The 19,954-nt window shown below is 44.9% G+C and carries 21 protein-coding genes; 14 read left to right on the top strand and 7 right to left on the bottom strand.

What is annotated here, in order from left to right:
- Nucleotides 1–112: 112 nt before the first annotated feature.
- Entirely contained in the window at nucleotides 113–721 is a 609-nt protein-coding gene (rpsD, locus tag ACTIE0_RS16290) for a 30S ribosomal protein S4 (protein WP_006625045.1), read from the bottom strand.
- A gap of 142 nt (nucleotides 722–863) precedes the next feature.
- On the opposite strand from rpsD, the gene ACTIE0_RS16285 reads away from it, so the two are divergent.
- Entirely contained in the window at nucleotides 864–1,376 is a 513-nt protein-coding gene (locus ACTIE0_RS16285; protein ID WP_006668757.1) for a hypothetical protein, read from the top strand.
- Here ACTIE0_RS16285 and pdxA read toward each other — a convergent pair.
- On the bottom strand, nucleotides 1,360–2,412 hold the full coding sequence (gene pdxA / locus ACTIE0_RS16280; protein WP_006668758.1) for a 4-hydroxythreonine-4-phosphate dehydrogenase PdxA: 1,053 nt from the start codon (nucleotides 2,410–2,412) through the stop codon (nucleotides 1,360–1,362). The two genes, ACTIE0_RS16285 and pdxA, sit on opposite strands and share 17 nt — an antisense overlap.
- Nucleotides 2,413–2,631: 219 nt before the next feature.
- Here pdxA and rfbF point away from each other — a divergent pair, with 219 nt between their 5' ends.
- From rfbF to ACTIE0_RS16225, 11 genes are all read left to right on the top strand, one after another.
- Nucleotides 2,632–3,486 (top strand): glucose-1-phosphate cytidylyltransferase, encoded by an 855-nt coding sequence (gene rfbF, locus ACTIE0_RS16275; RefSeq protein ID WP_006668759.1) that lies wholly within the window; start codon nucleotides 2,632–2,634, stop codon nucleotides 3,484–3,486.
- A complete protein-coding gene (locus ACTIE0_RS16270; protein WP_008051576.1) occupies nucleotides 3,410–4,459 on the top strand; it encodes an NAD-dependent epimerase/dehydratase family protein in 1,050 nt (349 codons plus the stop codon). Before rfbF ends, ACTIE0_RS16270 begins: the two co-directional genes overlap by 77 nt.
- A gap of 191 nt (nucleotides 4,460–4,650) precedes the next feature.
- A complete protein-coding gene (locus tag ACTIE0_RS16265) occupies nucleotides 4,651–5,883 on the top strand; it encodes a class I SAM-dependent methyltransferase (protein ID WP_006625050.1) in 1,233 nt (410 codons plus the stop codon).
- A 69-nt stretch (nucleotides 5,884–5,952) separates the two neighbouring features.
- Nucleotides 5,953–7,182: a class I SAM-dependent methyltransferase gene (locus ACTIE0_RS16260; RefSeq protein ID WP_006668761.1), complete on the top strand. Its 1,230-nt coding sequence runs from the start codon at nucleotides 5,953–5,955 to the stop codon at nucleotides 7,180–7,182.
- A 115-nt stretch (nucleotides 7,183–7,297) separates the two neighbouring features.
- Nucleotides 7,298–7,399: a cytochrome b6-f complex subunit PetM gene (petM, locus tag ACTIE0_RS16255; protein ID WP_006618540.1), complete on the top strand. Its 102-nt coding sequence runs from the start codon at nucleotides 7,298–7,300 to the stop codon at nucleotides 7,397–7,399.
- 297 nt (nucleotides 7,400–7,696) lie between these two features.
- Complete coding sequence (locus ACTIE0_RS16250; protein WP_006625052.1) at nucleotides 7,697–8,674, top strand: SDR family oxidoreductase; 978 nt, start codon at nucleotides 7,697–7,699, stop codon at nucleotides 8,672–8,674.
- Nucleotides 8,675–8,807: 133 nt separating this feature from the next.
- Entirely contained in the window at nucleotides 8,808–9,725 is a 918-nt protein-coding gene (locus tag ACTIE0_RS16245) for an NAD(+) kinase (protein WP_006668762.1), read from the top strand.
- A 48-nt stretch (nucleotides 9,726–9,773) separates the two neighbouring features.
- Nucleotides 9,774–10,469: a response regulator transcription factor NblR gene (nblR, locus tag ACTIE0_RS16240; RefSeq protein WP_006668763.1), complete on the top strand. Its 696-nt coding sequence runs from the start codon at nucleotides 9,774–9,776 to the stop codon at nucleotides 10,467–10,469.
- 31 nt (nucleotides 10,470–10,500) lie between these two features.
- Complete coding sequence (locus ACTIE0_RS16235; protein ID WP_006625055.1) at nucleotides 10,501–11,019, top strand: DUF192 domain-containing protein; 519 nt, start codon at nucleotides 10,501–10,503, stop codon at nucleotides 11,017–11,019.
- 575 nt (nucleotides 11,020–11,594) lie between these two features.
- Nucleotides 11,595–11,915: a hypothetical protein gene (locus ACTIE0_RS16230; RefSeq protein WP_006625056.1), complete on the top strand. Its 321-nt coding sequence runs from the start codon at nucleotides 11,595–11,597 to the stop codon at nucleotides 11,913–11,915.
- Between the two features lie 58 nt (nucleotides 11,916–11,973).
- Nucleotides 11,974–12,924 carry an Npun_F2552 family protein gene (locus ACTIE0_RS16225; RefSeq protein ID WP_006668765.1) on the top strand — a complete coding sequence of 317 codons (951 nt, stop codon included), beginning with the start codon at nucleotides 11,974–11,976 and terminating at the stop codon, nucleotides 12,922–12,924.
- Here the strand turns inward: ACTIE0_RS16225 and ACTIE0_RS16220 are convergent.
- Together ACTIE0_RS16220 and recG are read right to left on the bottom strand one after the other, a co-directional pair.
- A complete protein-coding gene (locus tag ACTIE0_RS16220) occupies nucleotides 12,919–13,665 on the bottom strand; it encodes a class I SAM-dependent methyltransferase (RefSeq protein WP_006668766.1) in 747 nt (248 codons plus the stop codon). The two genes, ACTIE0_RS16225 and ACTIE0_RS16220, sit on opposite strands and share 6 nt — an antisense overlap.
- A 68-nt stretch (nucleotides 13,666–13,733) precedes the next feature.
- On the bottom strand, nucleotides 13,734–16,202 hold the full coding sequence (gene recG / locus ACTIE0_RS16215) for an ATP-dependent DNA helicase RecG (protein WP_439516935.1): 2,469 nt from the start codon (nucleotides 16,200–16,202) through the stop codon (nucleotides 13,734–13,736).
- 219 nt (nucleotides 16,203–16,421) lie between these two features.
- Here recG and ACTIE0_RS16210 point away from each other — a divergent pair, with 219 nt between their 5' ends.
- Nucleotides 16,422–16,586 carry a hypothetical protein gene (locus ACTIE0_RS16210; RefSeq protein WP_439516934.1) on the top strand — a complete coding sequence of 55 codons (165 nt, stop codon included), beginning with the start codon at nucleotides 16,422–16,424 and terminating at the stop codon, nucleotides 16,584–16,586.
- Nucleotides 16,587–16,727: 141 nt separating this feature from the next.
- Here ACTIE0_RS16210 and ACTIE0_RS16205 read toward each other — a convergent pair whose 3' ends face one another.
- From ACTIE0_RS16205 to rpsB, 3 genes are all read right to left on the bottom strand, one after another.
- Entirely contained in the window at nucleotides 16,728–17,609 is an 882-nt protein-coding gene (locus tag ACTIE0_RS16205; protein WP_006668769.1) for a hypothetical protein, read from the bottom strand.
- Between the two features lie 115 nt (nucleotides 17,610–17,724).
- Nucleotides 17,725–18,387 carry a translation elongation factor Ts gene (gene tsf, locus ACTIE0_RS16200; protein WP_006668770.1) on the bottom strand — a complete coding sequence of 221 codons (663 nt, stop codon included), beginning with the start codon at nucleotides 18,385–18,387 and terminating at the stop codon, nucleotides 17,725–17,727.
- 150 nt (nucleotides 18,388–18,537) lie between these two features.
- Nucleotides 18,538–19,335 carry a 30S ribosomal protein S2 gene (rpsB, locus tag ACTIE0_RS16195; protein WP_039932628.1) on the bottom strand — a complete coding sequence of 266 codons (798 nt, stop codon included), beginning with the start codon at nucleotides 19,333–19,335 and terminating at the stop codon, nucleotides 18,538–18,540.
- 93 nt (nucleotides 19,336–19,428) lie between these two features.
- Here rpsB and ACTIE0_RS16190 point away from each other — a divergent pair, with 93 nt between their 5' ends.
- Entirely contained in the window at nucleotides 19,429–19,686 is a 258-nt protein-coding gene (locus tag ACTIE0_RS16190) for a photosystem I protein PsaX (RefSeq protein ID WP_315662904.1), read from the top strand.
- The last annotated feature ends 268 nt before the right edge of the window (nucleotides 19,687–19,954 follow it).

Below are 19,954 nucleotides of genomic sequence, written 5' to 3'. Positions count from 1 at the left end.
AAGGTCTCGCACCATACTTGGTATTATACCGTATTGCCGTAAAATGTTAACCTAATTTGAGATTAAATCATGCTCCCGTTATCAACTTTGTGTAACGGGAGAATGCCAATAATTAAGCCATACGGGAATAGTATTCAACGACGAGTAGTTCATTGATGGAAAGAGCGACCCATTCCCGTTCAATCACACCATTTACTGTAGCAGTGAGATTATTTTTATCTAACTCCAAATGGCTAGGGACGTTAGCTAAACCAGGATATTGAAGATTAGCTTTGACCATTTCGCGAGATTTGTCTCTATTTCTCACGCCAATGGTTTCGCCAGGACGACACTGATAGCTGGCAATATCTACAACTTTACCGTTAACGGTGATATGACCGTGGTTAACTAGCTGTCGGGCTGCGGGGATAGTGGGAGCCATACCCAGACGGAACACGGTGTTATCTAAACGCATTTCTAGGTATTGCAGTAAGACTTGACCGGTGGAACCGGAGGCGCGGCGCGCTTTGCGGACATAACGCAACAGTTGTCGTTCGGACAAACCATAGTTAAACCGCAGTTTTTGCTTTTCTTCTAAACGGACTGCATATTCTGAACGTTTGCGGCGAGCTTGACCGTGCTGACCAGGGGGATAAGCACGTCGGGCTGTTTTCCGGGTTAGTCCGGGAAGATCCCCTAAACGACGTGCAACCCGAAGCCGGGGTCCTCGATATCGAGACATCTAAGTTCCTCTCAACATAAAAATTTCACCAACCTTCTATTATAAGTTCTTAAAACCAAAAAGGGCAAGTGACAGAAGCGATCGCTTTCCAAAACGGGCAGTGGTATGATGAGCGAAAATTTGATTAGCTATATTTAGGCAAATGTTGAATTCCCAAAAATTGGCTTGGGGTCTTCCCCTGACAGTAGTTAGCCTGGTATGGGCTATGATTCCGGTAAAATCGGCGGCTCAGGGTTTCCCGTCTTATCGATTGGTGACAGAGGCTGATTATGCTAGATGTGTGCAACAATTGCAGGATGCTGGGGTGTCTCCTCGGGCTACAGCGACCGCTTGTGGTATGGCGATTAGACCTACAAATATTGGTGAGTGCGTGACTCTTATTACTCGTGATACTGGTATCGCTGGGGATGAGGCGGTTTTGGGATGTATGAATGTCCGCCGCCCGCAGGAGTTGGCTAATTGTGTGGTTAATATTACTAGGAGCAATAGTGAGGCTAATCCTTTAACTGTATTGGAAGGTTGCGGTCGCTCTCTTCTACCAGAGCGTTATGCTTCTTGTGTGGTGGGAATGGGTCGCGGTAGTACGGAATTTGCTGTCAATGACTTACTTAGGGTTTGTCTAAATCCCCCAGAACAGTTTACTGATAGGTTATAGGATGGGCTGGGGATGGTGGCTGCGCGCTATGGGCTAATTCTATGGCTAAGGCGATCGCAGCTTGAAAGCTGGAAGGATCAGCAATACCTTGACCGACGATATCAAAGGCGGTTCCGTGGTCGGGGGAGGTGCGGATAAAGGGTAAACCAATGGTGGTATTAACGGCGCGATCGAATGCCATTAGCTTAACGGGGATTAACCCTTGATCATGGTACAGGGCGAGGTAAGCATCATGGGCGGCGGCTGTGTTTTGGCCATACCAGGCTTGACCGGGTTTAACCCATAATGTATCGGGGGGGATAGGTCCGTCTAGTTGAATTTGGGGATAGCGATCGCGTTTTTGTTGTATCCAGGGAATTAGCCAATCTTTTTCTTCGATTCCCAACTGACCGTTTTCGCCGCTGTGGGGATTAAGTCCAGAAACGGCTATTTTGGGGGTTTTAATACCAAAGTCCTGGTTGAGGGAGAGTATAAGTAAATCTAGTTTCTGGTCTAGGAGTTGAGGGGTCAAGGTTTGAGGGACTTGTGATAGGGGAATATGGGTGGTGGCGAGTAAGGTGCGTAAAGTCCAGTTACTATGGGGCGATCGGGCTACAAATAGCATTCCGTAGCGGTTAACTTGGGAACGCACCGCCAAAAGTTCCGTTTGTCCTGGGTAGTCATGTCCGGCGGCTTTCCAGTGGTTTTTGGCAATAGGTCCGGTAACAATTCCCTGAAATTGCCCTTTGAGGGTGGAGGCGATCGCTGTTTCCAAATAAGCAAAACTCGCCGCCCCACTGCTGGCATTTCCGACCCCAAATTTAATCGAGGATGGGGAGGGTCCGTCATTAATATCTAAAATATTGAGATGATCGGGATTAGCGATCGCTGGAGTAGTTTTCCTGAGTTGTTGATAGGTATTTTCCAACACCCAACGGGTACCCACCACAGTTATCTCGCAGTTTTCCGTCCAAGTGGAATTAGCCAAAGCCTTCAAAACCACCTCCGGCCCTATTCCGGCTGGATCTCCCAAAGTAATCGCCAAACGTCTTAACATTTATACCCTCAACTTAACATAATTTTATTATTGAGGTTCAGTCTCTCATAAACTGCGATCGTTTTACCAAATCTTCACAATCAGGATGTTAAATTTTACAATAGCCTCTATTTCCATTTAAGTCAACAGCTTATACTCAACAGTGTGTTAATTTTCAGGCTCATTCCCGACTCGACAGATTCAAATTGTATCAACCCAAAGTCCCTTAGAATACTAGCTATGAAAGTTGGAATCCTAGCAGGTGGATTGGGAACCCGCCTCGCCGAAGAAACAGAAAGTAAACCCAAGCCCATGGTAGAAATCGGAGGTCGTCCTATCCTCTGGCATATCATGATGCACTATGGCTACCATGGTTTCAAAGACTTTATTATTGCCCTAGGTTACAAATCAGAAGTCATTAAAAAATACATGGTAGATTACTGTTCTTTAAACAGTAATAAGCTCACCGTAAATCTAGGCACAGGCAAAGTTAACATTGATGGAGGCTACCGTCAGGATTGGATAGTTGAACTACTAGACACCGGGTTATATACCAACACTGGAGGGCGTATAAAGCAACTTGTTTCCCATGTAAATAATGAGACATTTATGTTAACCTGGGGGGATGGAGTCTCCGATATTCACCTCAAGAAACTATTAGAATTCCATCAAAGTCATGGCAAACTAGCCACCATGACAGTCGTGCGCCCCCCCGCGCGTTTTGGACTCCCCAAACTAGACGGAAATCAAGTAGTTGAATTTTCCGAAAAACCTCAAATCAGTGAAGGATGGATTAACGGTGCTTTCTTTGTACTAGAGCCCGGAATTTATGACTACATTACTGGGGATGATACGCAGTGGGAAAAAGAACCGCTAGAAAACCTAGCCAAAGATGGTCAATTAATGGCTTATCAATATGACGGTTTTTGGCAGTGCATGGATACTCTGCGAGATAAACGTCGGTTAGAAGCACTGTGGGAAACCAATCAAGCACCTTGGAAAACTTGGAGAGAAGAAGATGAAATTATTACTGACGGGACACAAGGGTTACATCGGGACAATATTAGTCCCAATGCTGTTAGCAAAAAAGCATGAAGTTATTGGACTAGACAGCGAAATATTCAAACAGTGTACATTTGGGGAAGGGATTACAGAAATTCCCGAAATATGTAAGGATATTCGCGACATTGAAGCCTCAGACGTTGAGGGTTTCGATGCAATTTTGCACCTAGCGGGACTGTCAAACGACCCCCTAGGAAATCTAAATCCTGACTTAACTTACGAAATCAATCATCAGGCTTCTGTCAAGTTAGCAAAACTAGCCAAAGAAGCCGGAGTAAGTCGCTATATCTTCTCATCATCTTGTAGTAACTATGGCGCAGGAGGAGACGACTGGCTAACAGAGGAATCACCTTTTAATCCAGTCACCCCCTATGGTATTTCCAAGGTAATGGTTGAACAAGATGTTAGCAAACTAGCAGACGACAACTTTAGTCCTACTTTTCTGCGTAATGCTACAGCATATGGTGTTTCTCCCCGTTTGCGGTTTGACTTAGTATTAAACAACCTAGTGGCTTGGGCTTTCACTACCGGGCGGGTTTATATCAAGAGCGATGGTACTCCCTGGCGACCAATTGTTCATATTGAGGATATTTGTCGCGCCTTCATTGCTACCTTACACGCCCCGCGAGAAGTAGTGCATAATCAAGCCTTTAATGTCGGTCGTAATGAGGATAACTACCGCATCCGCGACCTAGCCAATATGGTCGAAGAAATTGTGCCTAATTGCATCATTGAATATGCAGAAGATGGGGGGCCAGATAAGCGTTGTTATCGGGTAAATTGTAGCAAGATTTTAGAAGCCTTACCAGAATTTCAACCAGAATGGAATGCCCGTCGTGGTGCATCAGAACTCTACGCAGCTTATCAAAAAATTGGACTGACTCTCGAAGAGTTTGAGGGTGAACGCTACAAACGTATTGCTCACATTCAGAAACTCATTGGAGAAGGAAGTTTAGATAATAGCTTGCGTTGGAAAAGCCCGGTAAATGTCTTAGCCAAGGCTTAAATCATCTGCTGACTATCAAAAAATGGTATCAGAAACCAGTTAGTTAATAGTAGTTAAAAGTATGTTAAGCTAGTCAATCTTTTTAACTTAATTACTGCCTAAAAACTCTCAAATGGCTATAGGTTTCTGATTACCTAATTCAGTCCGTGTCAAAATATTCTGATCCTGTAGCAATCAAACATCTGTAAAATATGCCTAATTCCATACCAGTCTGTCGTTCTTGTGGTTCGGAAAACCTAGAACTAATTATTTCCTTTGGCTATACTCCCCTAGCTGATGGATTAATCACCCGCGAGAATATTGATAAACCCGAATACACAGCCCTTCTGGATTTAGTATTTTGTCCAGACTGTGGACTGGTTCAGATAACGGTTAGTGTTCCCCCGGAAATTCTGTTTGGTCGAGATTATCCTTATTTTTCGTCGGTTTCTCCTTCCTTACTGAAGCATTTTGGTGATAGCGCCCAAAACATTATTAAATCCAGAAAATTAGATAGCAATAGTCTGGTAATTGAGGCGGCGAGTAATGATGGATATATGCTGAAAAACTTTCTGGAACAAGGGATTCCGGTTTTAGGGATTGACCCCGCGACGGGTCCGGTAGAAAAAGCCAGAGAATCAGGAGTTACCACAATTCATGATTTTTTCACTAAAGATTTAGCTGAAAAATTACATTCTGAGGGCAAAAAAGCGGATGTATTTTTAGCCAATAATGTTTTGGCTCATGTGCCGGATTTAAATGGCTTTGTGGAAGGTATTTATACGCTATTAAAGCCGGATGGTGTAGCAGTAATTGAAGCTCCGTATGTCGTTGATTTAGTAGATCATTGTGAATTTGATACTATCTATCACCAACACTTGTGCTATTTTTCAGTAACCGCCCTTGATAGGCTATTCCGCCGCCATTTTCTGTATTTAAATGATATTCAGCGGACGGCTATTCATGGGGGTTCTTTGCGGTTGTTTGTGGAACCCAAAGAGGCGGTTAAAGATTCGGTGATATCTCTGCTTCAACAGGAAAGGGAATTAAAGGTAGACCGTATGGACTATTATAGAGATTTTGTCGATCGCATAGAAGTTATTAAGGATAATTTACTGAATATTCTGTGGGACTTAAAGCGACAGGATAAAAGGGTAGTAGGTTACGGTGCGGCGGCGAAAGCGACGACATTGTTAAGCTATTTTGGTATTGATAAAACGCTGTTAGATTATGTGGCGGACTTAAACCCCTTTAAACACGGACGTTTTATGAGTATCAATCATTTACCGATTGTACCACCTTCGAGATTAGTAGAAGACCAGCCAGATTATGTTTTGATTTTGGCGTGGAATTTTGCGGAAGAAATTATCAAGCAGCAACAGGCTTACCGAGACCGGGGTGGTAAGTTTATCATTCCCATACCTGAGCCCAAAATTGTAGATTGATTATCCCCAAATCGTCAGTTAAATAGCGCCCATATTGTTGTTTATCGGTCAAATAATTAGGAGATAAATATGAGTAGTCAATCGGTCGCTAAGGTAGCGAATACTGAACCGGAGTTGAAGTTAGTTGAGCATACTTGTCCGAACTGCGGTCATCAAGAAATGTGGGTTTTCTATGAGGTGCGGGATGTGCCTGTTCATAGTTGTTTAATGATGCCAACCCGACAGGAAGCCTTAGATTTTCCGCGCGGGGATGTGGTGTTAGGATACTGTGAAAATTGCGGTTTTATTACCAATACGGCATTTGATTCTAAATGGTCAGCCTACGCCCCGAATTATGAAGACCAGCAAAGTTTTTCCCCGACATTTAATCAGTTTGCTCTGGATTTAGCGAATCGGCTGATTGACAAGTATAATCTCCGTGATAAAGATGTAGTTGAAATCGGCTGTAGCAAGGGTGATTTTTTGGTGCTAATGTGCGAGTTAGGGAATAACCGAGGGGTAGGTATTGACCCTTCGGCGGTGGTGGGACGAGTCCAAAGCCCAGCCACGGAACGCATTAGGTTTATTCAAGACTATTATTCAGAGCGCTACACTGAATATGTAGGGGATTTTATCTGCTGTCGCCATACTTTAGAACATATCTACCCAACGGCTGAATTTGTGGGGACGGTGCGGCGCTCTATTGGGAATCGCCCAACTTCTGTGTTTTTGGAAATTCCTGATATGGGTCGAGTTCTCAAGGATTTGGCTTTTGAGGATATCTACTATGAGCATTGTTCTTATTTTACACCAGGAACTTTGGCTCGTTTATTCCGCGCTTCTGGGTTTGAGGTGACGGATGTATATTTAGCATATAGTGACCAATATCTGTTAATTGAGGCGGAACCTGTCTCGGATTTGTCTGGGAAAATTCATCCTTTTGAGGAAAGTCCCGACCAAGTTAAACAGGATATGAGACATTTTGCTACTCATGTGCAAGGTAAAATCAACCATTGGAAAGAACATCTACAAATCGCTCAGGCAGAAGGAAAGCGGGTTGTAGTTTGGGGTTCTGGCTCTAAATGTGTGGCGTTTCTAACGACTTTGAAAACTGAGAATCAGGTGCAGTATATTGTGGATATTAATCCTCACCGACACGGACAGTTTATTCCGGGTGTTGGTCATGAAATTATGTCGCCGGAATTTTTGAAGGAATATCAGCCGGATGAGATTATTGTGATGAACCCGATTTACTGTGCAGAAATCCAGAAAATGCTGGATGATATGGGGGTATCAACAAAACTGATTCCTTTGAGTTAATGGGGGTGGTGACCGGGTCTGGGTGGCGCTGATAGCTATTTTTGGTGCGATCGCTACCGGTTCACCCTAAAATAGATAGGACAATTGTTAGACTTGTACAGGAGATCCCAAATTTATGGCTGGTGAAATTTTCAATGCGGCGTTTCTGTCCTTTGTTCTGATTCTGGTGGGATTAGGTGGCGGGTTCCTCCTCCTAAAAATCCAAGGTGGGGAATAGTCACCAGAGGCGGAACCCCACTAAGTAAATCAGGAAGGAGTTATCCGTTGCTGATTGGTATTGGCGCTAATGGTAGTTATAGCCATTGGCGCTAGTCCTGTTTGATAATTGATAATTGACCATAAAGGCATAAGTAGGGTGTGTCCCACCCGGCAAATGGTAATCAATAGGGGATAATTGACCGCTGGCGCAGTCCCACTGGGGACTCTAATCTGAGCAAATTATGAAGTTTTGTAAAAAAATGAGATAATCTTTGATAGTATTTTAAGTAAAGTTTAAGCCCCATATTGGTTATTCATGACATTATTAATTGTTGGTGCCACAGGTACTCTAGGTAGACAGATAGCCCGCCGAGCATTAGATGAAGGCTACCAGGTCCGCTGTTTAGCGCGTAGTTACAAAAAAGCTGCTTTCCTAAAAGAGTGGGGTGCAGAACTGGTTCCGGGGAACCTATGTGATCCAGAAACCTTAAAACCGGCGCTAGAGGGGGTAAAGGTGGTAATTGATGCGGCGACGGCGCGCCCGACGGATTCGCTGAGTATTAAAGATGTAGACTGGAAAGGGAAAGTGGCCCTGATTCAGGCGGCTAAAGCGGCAGGAGTAGAGAGATTTGTGTTTTTTTCGTTCCTGGATGCGGAAAAATATACGCAAGTGCCATTATTAGAGATTAAACGCTGTACAGAAAAGTTTTTAGCTGAATCTGGCCTTAAATATACAATTCTGAGACCCTGTGGCTTTCTGCAAGGCTTAATTGGTCAATTTGCGATCCCGATTTTAGATGGTCAGTCTGTATGGGTTCCGGGGGTAAGTTCTCCGATCGCCTATATGGATACTCAGGATATCGCTAAAATCACGATCCGGGCGTTATCAGTTCCGGAAGCGGAAAATAAAACGTTTCCGGTGGTGGGTTCGAGAGCTTGGACAGCGGATGAAATTATCCGCTTGTGCGAAAGACTGTCAGGGAAACAAGCCAGAGTCACGCGCACACCTAACAGCATTGTCCGTATTGTCCGCAAAGTTACTCGATTTTTCCAGTGGAGTCTGAACATTTCGGATCGTCTGGCGTTTGTGGAAGTTCTAGCGACGGGTCAACCTCTGAAAGCGTCAATGGATGAGACTTATCAGATACTAGGTATCAACCCAGAAGAAAATACCACCCTGGAAAGTTACCTGCAAGAATACTTTGGTCGGATCATGAAAAAACTGAAAGAGCTGGAATATGAACGAGAAAAACAGAAAAAACGTAAACAAAAGCGCAGCCCGTTCAAATCGTAAGAAGATTTGGCTGTAGGCTTTTGTTGTAGTAGGCTAATGGAATCGGTCAGTTATTTGGCTGATTGTGGTAAAATGGGGCGCTAAGTAAATTAGCCCCAATGATTGTTGCTCAACCATTATTAAGTTTATCCCCGTGCCAAAAGTAGGGATTCTTTATAACGATGCTAAGGCTGCTGCTTGTCGCAGTGCCATTGAATTAAAGGACAAGTTAACCAACCTGGGTTGGGATGTTTTTGTGGCGACAGGAATGGGGGGGATTTTGGGTTATTCTAATCCCGATCGCCCTCTGTGTCATACTGCGATCGAGGGGTTAGCGCCGCCAGAGTTCGATCGCGATATGAGTCTTGCTATTGTCCTGGGGGGAGATGGTACTGTTCTTTCTGCGTCCCGACAATTAGCGCCCCAGGGTATCCCCATGTTAGCGGTAAATACAGGCCACATGGGATTTCTGACGGAAACTTATCTAAATCAGTTCCCCCAAGCCTTAGAAGCGGTTTTGGCTGGGGAATATTTGGTCGAAGAACGGACAATGCTATTGGTGCGGGTCTTCAACCAGGAAAGTTTGCTCTGGGAGGCTCTCTGTTTAAATGAAATGGTGCTACACCGGGAACCGATGACCTGTATGTGCCATTTTGAAATAGAAATCGGTCGCCATGCTCCGGTTGATATTGCTGCTGATGGGGTGATTATTTCCACCCCGACTGGCTCTACGGCTTATTGTCTGTCGGCGGGGGGAGCAGTAGTTACGCCAGGGGTGGGAGTTCTGCAATTGTTGCCAATTTGTCCCCATTCTCTGGCTTCGCGGGCTTTGGTTTATGCAGACCGGGAAGTGGTGAGTATTTACCCGGCTAGTCCTAATCAATTGGTGATGGTGGTTGATGGCAATGGCGGATGTTATGTTCTACCAGAATATCACGTCCGAGTTGAGCGATCGCCTTTTCCGGCTCGTTTTATTCGTCTGAAACCACCGGAATTTTTCCAAATTTTGCGAGAAAAACTAGGCTGGGGACTCCCTCATATTGCCAAACCTACTTCTGTGGAACTACCTTGAGGCAACTGAGTCGAATTAAATTAATTTTACACGGTAAACTGTTCCCCTATGAATGCGATCGCCCTAGATTCCCGTGCTTCCATATTGATTATTGAAAGTGATCAACTGTTGGCTGAAAATATCAGTGTAGACTTGCAGGAGTCCGGTTACTTTCCGGTAGTCGCTCACAATACCGCCATCGGTTTACATCAGGTAACGGAACTGCAACCAGCTTTGATTGTCATAGATAGGATGCTGGGGGGAGAGTCGGGATTGTCTCTGTGTCGCCATCTCCGGGAAATGGGCTGCACTGCGCCTATATTAATCTTTATGGCTCGTGATACCGTTGATGACCGGGTGGCTTGTTTGGAATCAGGCGCTGATGATTATTTTCTCAAACCCTATCGCTGTGAAGAGTTCCTCGATTTGGTGAAGCTATATCTCAAATCGGAAGATAATCACTCCGATATGTTGCGGTTTGCGGATTTGGTCTTAGATTTGGCGACCAGACGCGCTATTCGTAACCATAGGGCGATCGATTTAACCATGAAGGAATTTGATTTGCTCAAATATTTAATGGAACATCCTCGGGAAGTTTTGACTCGTGAACAGATCCTGGAAAATGTCTGGGGATATGATTTTTTGGGGGAGTCTAATGTGATTGAGGTTTATATTCGCTATTTGCGACTAAAAATTGAGGAGGAAGGGGAAAAACGATTGATTCAGACTGTCAGAGGTGTAGGATATGTTTTGCGAGAGGCTTAGGTTCAGTGGCGGTGCGTCCGGGGGGTGGCGCATGGATTGGCGGCGATTGGGATTAAGTTGTGTGACTATTACCTGGTTTTTGGTAGGCTGTGATACGCCAATGGTGTCTGTTCCTCCTAATCAGTTGGAACAGGATATGGTGCCAGTTTTTAGTCAGGGTCAGATGCTACCGATTACCGCTAAAGCTATGATTGGCGATCGCGAAATTCAGCTCGAAGTGGCGAGAACTCCTGAACAACAGACTTTGGGGTTGATGTTTCGGACTTTCCTCCCCGACAATCGCGGTATGTTATTTGTCTTCGCGCGCCCTGAGTTTGCACAGTTTTGGATGAAAAACTGTAAGATTCCTTTGGATATGATTTTTATGCGTGATGGGGTGGTTCGTTATATTCAGGTTAATGCTCTCCCCTGCGAGGCTGAACCTTGTCCGACCTATGGACCTACTAATGTGATGGTGGACAAGGTGATTGAGTTGCGAGGGGGACTAACTGAGGAATTGGGGCTACAATTGGGCGATCGCATCTCCGTTCGCTTTCTCAAATCTCCATAAAATAGTCTTTAGCCACTCCTATTGTAAAACTTTGTAAATTATGCTTGCCTAGTCCCAAAATGGTGCTATATTACCAGTATAGGGACACAAAACGAAGTTAATTCTTTGAGTAACCCAGTTTCGGACTTAGAGCCTGTGTCCGCCTGCTTGAGTCCACTTGCAGCGTCTGAACAGTGTGTTCGAGCTATAACTTGTTGGCATCGTCAAAGGGGTAAACTCCCGGCCTGGAGGCTCTCGTAAGTTGAGTTTGTTTGGGATCGGTGCTATAAACGGAGCCTGTATCGGCTTGATTTCTAAGGTGAGTTCCCTGAGTCAGGGTTGTTGCAAGTTTTGTTAACCAAATTTAGATCCTATCATTTTTCTGAGTAACTTATCCAACGTCTGCTTGAGTCAACTGAGTTTACTCAGTCGGTTTAGAGCCTAGTAGCCTTCTACTAGGCTTTAAGTAGTTTAGGGGTAATGCGATCGCCACATCTGGGAAAGTTTGACGAAATCAACCGAAAAAGATTAAAATTTAAGCTCTCGTATCTTCAGCCTCATATTGTCAAAACATTAATTGAATTGAGGGAACAATCATGCCTAAAGGTTCTTTTGCGACAATGCACGCAGAGACAGGGGAGCCACAGATATCATTTTATTATGAAAGTGGTACAGTTGAAACCTTCAGTCTGCCAATTTCTGCCGCTGAATTAGCCCAAAAATTGCCCCAAATGTTATCACAAAGGTGGGTAACTTTCCATTTGATTGATCAAACCGTTTTGGTCTGTATGGCTAAGGTGACTAAGGTGGAAGTCAAGCCGCCACTTCCCCAAATTCGAGATCAAGCCAGTTTCGCCAATGCTCAGAGGATAACAGCCTTACAAAGGGGAGCCGTCGGTAAAATTGGGGTACAGTAGTAGTCTAAGTTAATTCGCAGGTGCATCTCACATTTTTAAAAAATTGTCATAATTAACCATGCCTTTAGTAAGTTTAATTCAAGCAAGTTCCTATGAACCATTAGCCTTACGCCATTCTTTAGAAGCCTTATTGGAACCTTGGGGAGGTGTGAGAAGATGGGTGAAGCCAGGCGATCGCGTTTTATTAAAGCCGAACTTATTAACAGGTTCTCGTCCGACCAAAGAATGTGTCACCCGTCCCGAATTAGTAGCCGAGGTGGCGAGGTTAGTTAAAGAAGTAGGTGGTCAGCCATTTTTAGGAGATAGTCCAGCCTTTGGGAGTGCTTTAGGGGTAGCCAAAGCCAACGGTTATTTACCCCTAATTAGGGAGTTAGACTTACCCGTGGTGGAATTTCACGGTCGCCAGTATTCAACCGCTACCCAAGAGTTTGAACGGTTGCGGTTAAGTCGGGAGGCTATGGAAGCCGACGTTGTGATTAACCTCCCCAAGGTGAAATCTCACACCCAGCTAACAATGACTCTGGGGGTGAAAAACCTGTTTGGTTGTGTTCCGGGGAAAATGAAGGCCTGGTGGCACATGGAAGCCGGAAAAGATGCCGATCGCTTTGGTAGAATGTTGGTAGAAACCGCTAGAGCGATCGCCCCAGAATTGACCGTTATTGATGGTATTATCGCCCATGAGGGAAATGGTCCGAGTAACGGGGAACCCCGCTTGTTGGGCTTGCTAGGAGCCTCTGAGGACGTTTTTGCACTCGATAGGGCAATGGTAGAAGTGTTAGGGGTACAATGGGATTTAGTCCCCACCCTAGTGGCGGCGAAAAGTCTAGGGTTGTGTGGGGAATTAGAGGCGATCGCCTTTCCGTTGTTGCACCCGGATGATTTACGGGTTGACGATTGGCGACTCCCCGACAAAATGACCCCCATAGATTTTGGCTTACCAAGGGTAATGAAATCGACTTTCCGCCATCTATATATTAAGCTAATCCGGGAGCGAAGACAAGCCCTATAGGTTTTGGTTTAGGGGTTTTCTGAGAATAGCTACCGATTGTCCCAAGTTACCTAGGCTTGTTTGCGATCGGCCATCATCCCAAGTAATTGTTGACAACAAGGGGATATGGGGTTTATCCCCATCATGGATAGCATCAATATTGAGTCCCAGATGTTGAGTCCAGGCACGAATTGCATCGCGATCTATGAATTGGTCAATATGTTTGTGGGGGTCTGGATTTTTAAGCATTTCCTCGAATACAGACCAGTGTGATGGAATTCTAAACTCCAGAAAACTGATGATAATACATCCTCCGGGTTTAAGCACTCGATTAGCTTCAGCTAAATATTTATAGCTATCCTCATGTCTTAAATGGGTAAGCACCGAAAAAAATACCACAAAGTCAGCCACTTGATCTGATGCTGGAATACTCAGACTCTTGACCTTCACAAACTGCCAATCATTCCGATTGCAAATTTTACGTGCATAGTCCAATAAATCCTGAACTAAATCGATACCTAAGTAGCGAATGTCAGGAATACCCGCCAAAGGACCAGCCAAACGCCCACTTCCACACCCTACATCAATCACCATTTGACCTGGTTTGAGTCCCTGTTGTCTAAGTAAACCTAGTTCCAGTTGACCTACAGCTAGAAAGTTTCCGCCAATAGCTTGCTCGTATGCTTTGTCACTAGCCAAAACATTCTTGAGTTTTTGGAGGTGTTTAGTATATGTGTCACTATATACATTATATTCAGTCATGACTAATTTCATCCTGTGATAATTGATGGAAAAATCTGCCTTATATTGTGAATATTCAAGGTGTCAACCTAAGTCAAAATCGATCCTCCCATCATTTTTTGATAGCGTCGGTTCCACTCCGCCGCCATAGCCGGCCAACGTTCGAGGGTGTAGTCTTTCTCGATGACTTTTTGTGCCGCTTCTCTGGCTAGTTCCAAAACCTCGCGATCTTCCACCAAACTAGCCAAAGCGAAGTCAGGTAAACCCGACTGACGAGTTCCCAAAACCTGACCGGGACCCCGTAACTGCATATCCATTTCAGCAATAAAAAAGCCATCCTGGGACTGTTCCAAAACCTGTAATCTTTGCTTCGCTTCCGGTGAGGAACTCCCCGACATTAACAAACAATAGGACTTGTGAGCGCCACGACCGACCCGACCCCGTAGTTGGTGCAATTGTGACAAGCCAAACCTTTCCGCATTTTCAATTAACATCACCGTAGCATTAGGAACATCAACCCCAACCTCCACCACAGTTGTCGATACTAAGATATTAGTTTCTCCCTCCCTAAATTTAGCGATCGCCGCTTCTTTTTCCTGGCTACTCATGCGACCATGCAATAAAGCGATCGCCAATTCCGGGAAAATCTTAGTTTGCAATTTTTGATGTTCTTCAACAGCCGATCGCACATCCAATTTTTCCGACTCTTCCACCAAAGGTAAAACCACATAAACCTGTCGTCCTTGTGCCACTTCTCGGCTAATCAAATCGTAGGCTTCCTGACGTTTACGACCAGATAACATAGTAGTTTGAATTGGCTGTCTTCCCGGCGGTAATTCATCCAACTGACTCACATCGAGATCTCCGTGTAAAGTGAGGGATAATGTGCGGGGAATAGGAGTTGCGGTCATGGTCAAAACATGGGGTGACTCACCTTTTTGTTGTAACTTAGCCCGTTGATGCACCCCAAAGCGATGCTGTTCATCAATCACCACCAACCCCAACTTATGAAAATTCACCTGGTCTTGAATTAACGCATGAGTTCCCACCAAAACCGGCAATTCTCCCGTTTGTAATTGAGCATGAATTTGGCGACGTTTAGCAGCCTTAGTCGAACCGGTCAACAACTCAACCGGAAGGTGCATTAAATTCAACCAACCCACCAATTTTTGATAATGTTGTTCCGCCAAAACCTCCGTCGGAGCCATCAAAGCCGTCTGATATCCTGCTTGAATTGCCGCCAACATTGCCACCACAGCCACCACAGTTTTACCCGCCCCAACATCTCCTTGAATTAAGCGGTTCATAGGTTCTTCCGAATTGAGATCCGTCAAGATTTCTCCAATCACTCGTTTTTGAGCCTTGGTTAATTCAAAAGGCAAGATTTTATAAAACTGTTGGATGAGTTCACCTTGGGGGAGGAGAGCCGCGCTTTTTTCGTTGGTTTTAGAAACTTGTCGCCGCTGCAATAAGCCGATTTGCAAATAGAAAAATTCATCAAATACTAAGCGTCGTCTAGCCGAGGCTAACCAGTCGCGGTTGGGGGGGAAGTGAATATTAGTGATAGCATCCGAGATTTCAATTAACTGATATTTTTCCCGCAATTTGGGAGGTAATGATTCCGGGAGTTTATTAGCTGCTGGTAATGCCGCCAAAACCGCCTTCCTGAGCAAATCCGCCCCAATGCCATCCGACAACGGATAAACCGGTAAAACCCGCCCAATTTTCATCGAAGCCGCACGACTATCAACCCGGTCTAAGACTTCCAATTCCGGGTTATCTAGGGTAATGCCATATTTATTTTTTTTCACCAACCCAGAAGCCGCGATAATGGCTCCCGGAGGATAGTTATATTTTTGTTTATGTTGCCAGCCTTTATTGCTATAGCGATTTCCGGCAAAAAAACGACTAATTTTGAGTTGTCCGGTTGCGTCTTTCACCATTAATTCTAAAATAGTGAGTTGGCGATTTTTGGGGCTACTAAAACAATTACACCGCTTCACCTGTGCGACAATGGTAACAGTTTCCCCAGGTGCTAATTCTTTGATGGGGACTTGGCGCGCGTAATCAATATGGTCGCGGGGATAATAATAGAGTAAATCATAAATGGTATAAATTCCCAGCCTGGCTAAAAGGTCGCTATTTCTAGGCCCGACCAGTTCTTTTAAACCCTGGTCTAATTGGGGAGATTTTGGCGGGGTAACTTCCTGGGTAATGCTGCGACTGCGAGGGGGAGGGGATGGCTCTGGGGGCTGATTTGGGGCGAGTTTTTTCTGAGCTTCTAACAGACGCTCGGCTTGGAGTAAAAAGTTGCGAGTTTCGGCTATCAAATGCTGTCTATCTTCCGTGATAAGTTGGGAATATATAGCAAAATCTCCCACCAATTTCCGCCCCAAATCATGAGCTTCTAGGGGGATAATTTCGATGAGTTTATCAATGCTGATTTGTAAAAATTCATGAAATCTATACTCTTTGCCCTGAATGTTATTAAACCCACGTTCTGCTTCTACAGAGAGGGCTTTTTGGAGACGAGACCAATCGGGTTCATAGATTGCCATAGGTGATGAATTTTAACTGATTTGGATTGCCAACTTGGTTGATATTATAAGGGTTTATTGGTGCATTAATCAAGCTCAAATACTTGACAAATTCAGAAATTGCAGATATCATGAAACCATGGGCTATGGTGGCTAGTTATGACCATAGTAGATGAGTATTTAATCAATATAGCATATTTGCGCTAGGTCTGATAAACCCTTCCCAGAAAGGGGGTTTATATGACTATCTCTGGTGAGGTCGGACAAACTCTGCCAGAAAGCGGGTTTCTTTCCCCCCAACTCCCAGAAACCGGGTTTGTTTCCCCCCAACCTCCCAGAAACCGGGTTTCTATGACTATCTCTGGTGAAGTCCGATCAACTAGGGTTTTTCTGAGGGTGAATTAGTGGATTAATTTAGATTAACTACTTGACAAACCCAGAAATCTGAGATATTATGGTGGTGATGGGTTATGATAGCCCATCTTGACTCTAGCCTAGCTAGGTAGGTCAAGGTAGGCAATCAAAGGCGATCGCATTTACTGCTCCCTACTCATCGAACCAACTAGAACGCCAAGCCGCCTCAGCCTGTAGGACAGCCCTTTCCCGCAATTTCTTCTGATAGTTGCGTCCCAACTGGTTGAGGCGTTTAGCCACCTGGCGGATTTTTTGTCGTCCAGCCATCACCCTAGGGTCAGAAAACTCGATTTCCGATATCCGCAGATGAACGGTAATCAGTTGAGTGACGCGGGAGGTCTGTTCCTCATTTTCATCTTCCGTCTCCACCATGAGAGTCAACAAATTGGGGGTATTACCCGCCGTAGCTTCCAGGGGAGGTTCAGTTTTAGAAGCGGCTTCGATGAGGGCTACAGGCAACTCTGGGGGCATTATAGCATATTCCTGCAACAGCAAGTTAATCTCATGGGAGAGGCGATGCAGAATTTTAGTAGTGGCTTCGTCAATGTTTTCTTGCCAACGCAGAAGATGGTAGGGCGTAATTAGTAGGGGTTTGGGACTAGATGGAGAAACGGATTTAAGAGGAGAAATTGAGGGGCGAAAATCTTGATTTTCTTGGCTTTCCGTCTCTGGGGATGGTTCTGAATCCTCGGATTTTTGGGGGTCATTCTCATCTGGTTTTTGCTGAGAAATCGGCGCACGGACTAGATTAAATAACCGATTTTGCGATCGCGAAACCTGATGGCGAATTTGTGATTGTAGTTCTTGCCGTCGCGAGAAAGACAGCTTTAAAAAGGCTTCTGGATAACCCTGAGTGCATAAATGATAAGTAGCCAGGATGAGTTGCTGTCGCAAGCCCTCACCCAAAACCTGTAGATAATCACTATAACATTGATGTAATTCTTGGGCAATATCAGCGATCGCATCTTCGAGGGCTGCGATCTCCTGTTCAATTTGTTTAACAGATCCGGCCATAGTTATAATAGGGGGAACATTAGAGCAACACTAAACAAAAAACCCCGATCCATTCTGATTATGCCATCAGATCGGGGTTAATTTCACCAAAACTTAGAAATTGAGAGTAGATAGGTTATGCCTTCCCACCAGTTTGGGCAGCCACTTCATCAGCAAAATTAGTCTCTTCTTTTTCCAGACCTTCACCCAAGACAAATCTGGCAAACCGACGGACCTTAATATTTTCGCCCAAAGTAGAGATAGTCTGCTTAATGAGTTCCTCAACCGAAATATTCTGGTCACGGATATAGGGTTGGTCTACCAGAGACAACTCTTTGAGTCGTTTATCAATACGACCCTGGACAATTTTCTCTTTAATGTTGTCAGGCTTGTTACCGAGATCATCACGTTTCATCTCGATTTCCTTTTCCTTAGCCACCATAGCAGCGGGGATATCATCCACCGAGACATATTCAACATTAGGACAAGCCGCAATTTGCATGGCGATATTACGCACCAACTCTTGGAACTCTTCCCGACGAGCGACAAAATCGGTTTCGCAGTTAACCTCGACCAGAACACCAACCCGACCCCCGGTGTGAATGTAGCTACCCACTATCCCTTCAGTCGCCGCACGCCCAGATTTTTTGTCAGCGGAAGCAATACCCTTTTGTCGCAGCCATTCAGCCGCTTTAGTCATATCGCCATCATTTTCCTTGAGGGCTTTTTTGCAGTCCATCATACCCGCGCCAGTTTTATCGCGCAGTTCCTTAACCATCTTTGCAGAGATTTCAGCCATGTTTAATCCTTTAATTGCTTAGTTAAATTGCCAGTAACCAACACTTGTTAGGAAAGTTTAACAAATGTTTCACCAAATACCGAAACCTGGCTCGGTAGAAGTCTGGGAAGCCATAGCGCCCCCCAGACCGTCTACTATAGTTGTATTGACCTAATCATCAGAGTCATCATCAGAGTCATCATCAGACTCATAATCATCACCGAATTCCTCGTCATCGTAATCGGTATCCGCGTCGTCGTAATCATCATCAGCGCCAACAGCAGATACCCCGTGACAGCCTTCATAAATACCATCAGCCAATTTACCAACAATCAGCTTAATGGCACGAATCGCATCATCATTAGCGGGAATATGGATATCAGCCAGGTCAGGATCACAGTTAGTATCTAACAGAGCAATAATGGGAATCCCCAATTTCCGGCATTCCATGACGGCATTATATTCCCGGCGTTGGTCTACCATAATCACGGCATCGGGGACTCGGCGCATTCCTTTCAGACCGCCCAAATATTTCTGTAGCTTACCCATTTCGCGACGCAAAACCGCCGCCTCTTTTTTGGGGAGATAGTCTAACTGACCGCTATTTTCTCGCGCTTCCAACTCTTTGAGACGGTCTACGCGAGTTTTAATTGTCACCCAGTTGGTCAGCATACCCCCCAACCATCGTTGGTTGACATAATAACCACCACAGCGAGCAGCTTCCTGGGCGATAATACCAGCAGCCTGTCGTTTAGTTCCCACAAACAGGAATTTTTTGCCTTGTTCAGAAGCGCTTCTGACATAATCATAGGCATCATCCATCAATTGAGCGGTTTGTACGAGGTCAATGATGTGAACACCGTTGCGTTCTGTGAAAATGTAGGGAGCCATTCTAGGGTTCCAGCGTCGGGTCTGATGCCCAAAGTGAACCCCAGACTCTAGCATATCTGCGAGACTGATAACTGGCATGATTAATTTTTCTCCTTTTCGGGTTAATCCTCCACCCAAGCGCCGATCTGTAGGGAGATTTCCCACAGACACCCGAACTCTTGGATGTGCGAGTTGAGACAACTTGACGATTATAGCAAATACTGCACCACTGACGATCGCCTCTGTCACAGAAATAGAGATTTTTTCAGGAGAGGGGATAGATTAACAGCGATCGCATTGTGTGCTTTAATAGACAAAAATCATTGGAACTTTGAAAATATGGCTAATAAATCTGGTGGATTTCCCTATCCCTTCCGTACTTTCTGGGCGATCGTCCTGTTAGGAATTAACCTGGTGGTGGCTGGCTACTACTTCCATATCATTCAGTAGTCTTGGCTGATTGCCCTTAAAAGTCTATGCTGCCGATCCATTATAGGGGTTCTCCCCTACCAATGGCTGCAGCATTTTGATGCTTTAACAATAGGTGCTTATAGGTTATGATACTTATAGATTCCTAGGTCCTGCTTTTGAGAGCTTAATTTAATCGCAGATTAGTTGAACCAATTAGGGCGATGCGCTACAATACCAAGTATGGGTGCGAGACGTTTAGGAGTGAAATAGGGATGCAATGCCCGAAATAGCCTCCTAGTGGGACTTC

The sequence above is a fragment of the Limnospira sp. genome (genome assembly GCF_051859755.1).
GTDB lineage: Bacteria > Cyanobacteriota > Cyanobacteriia > Cyanobacteriales > Microcoleaceae > Limnospira > Limnospira fusiformis.
This window is presented reverse-complemented; position numbering and strand designations above follow the sequence as displayed.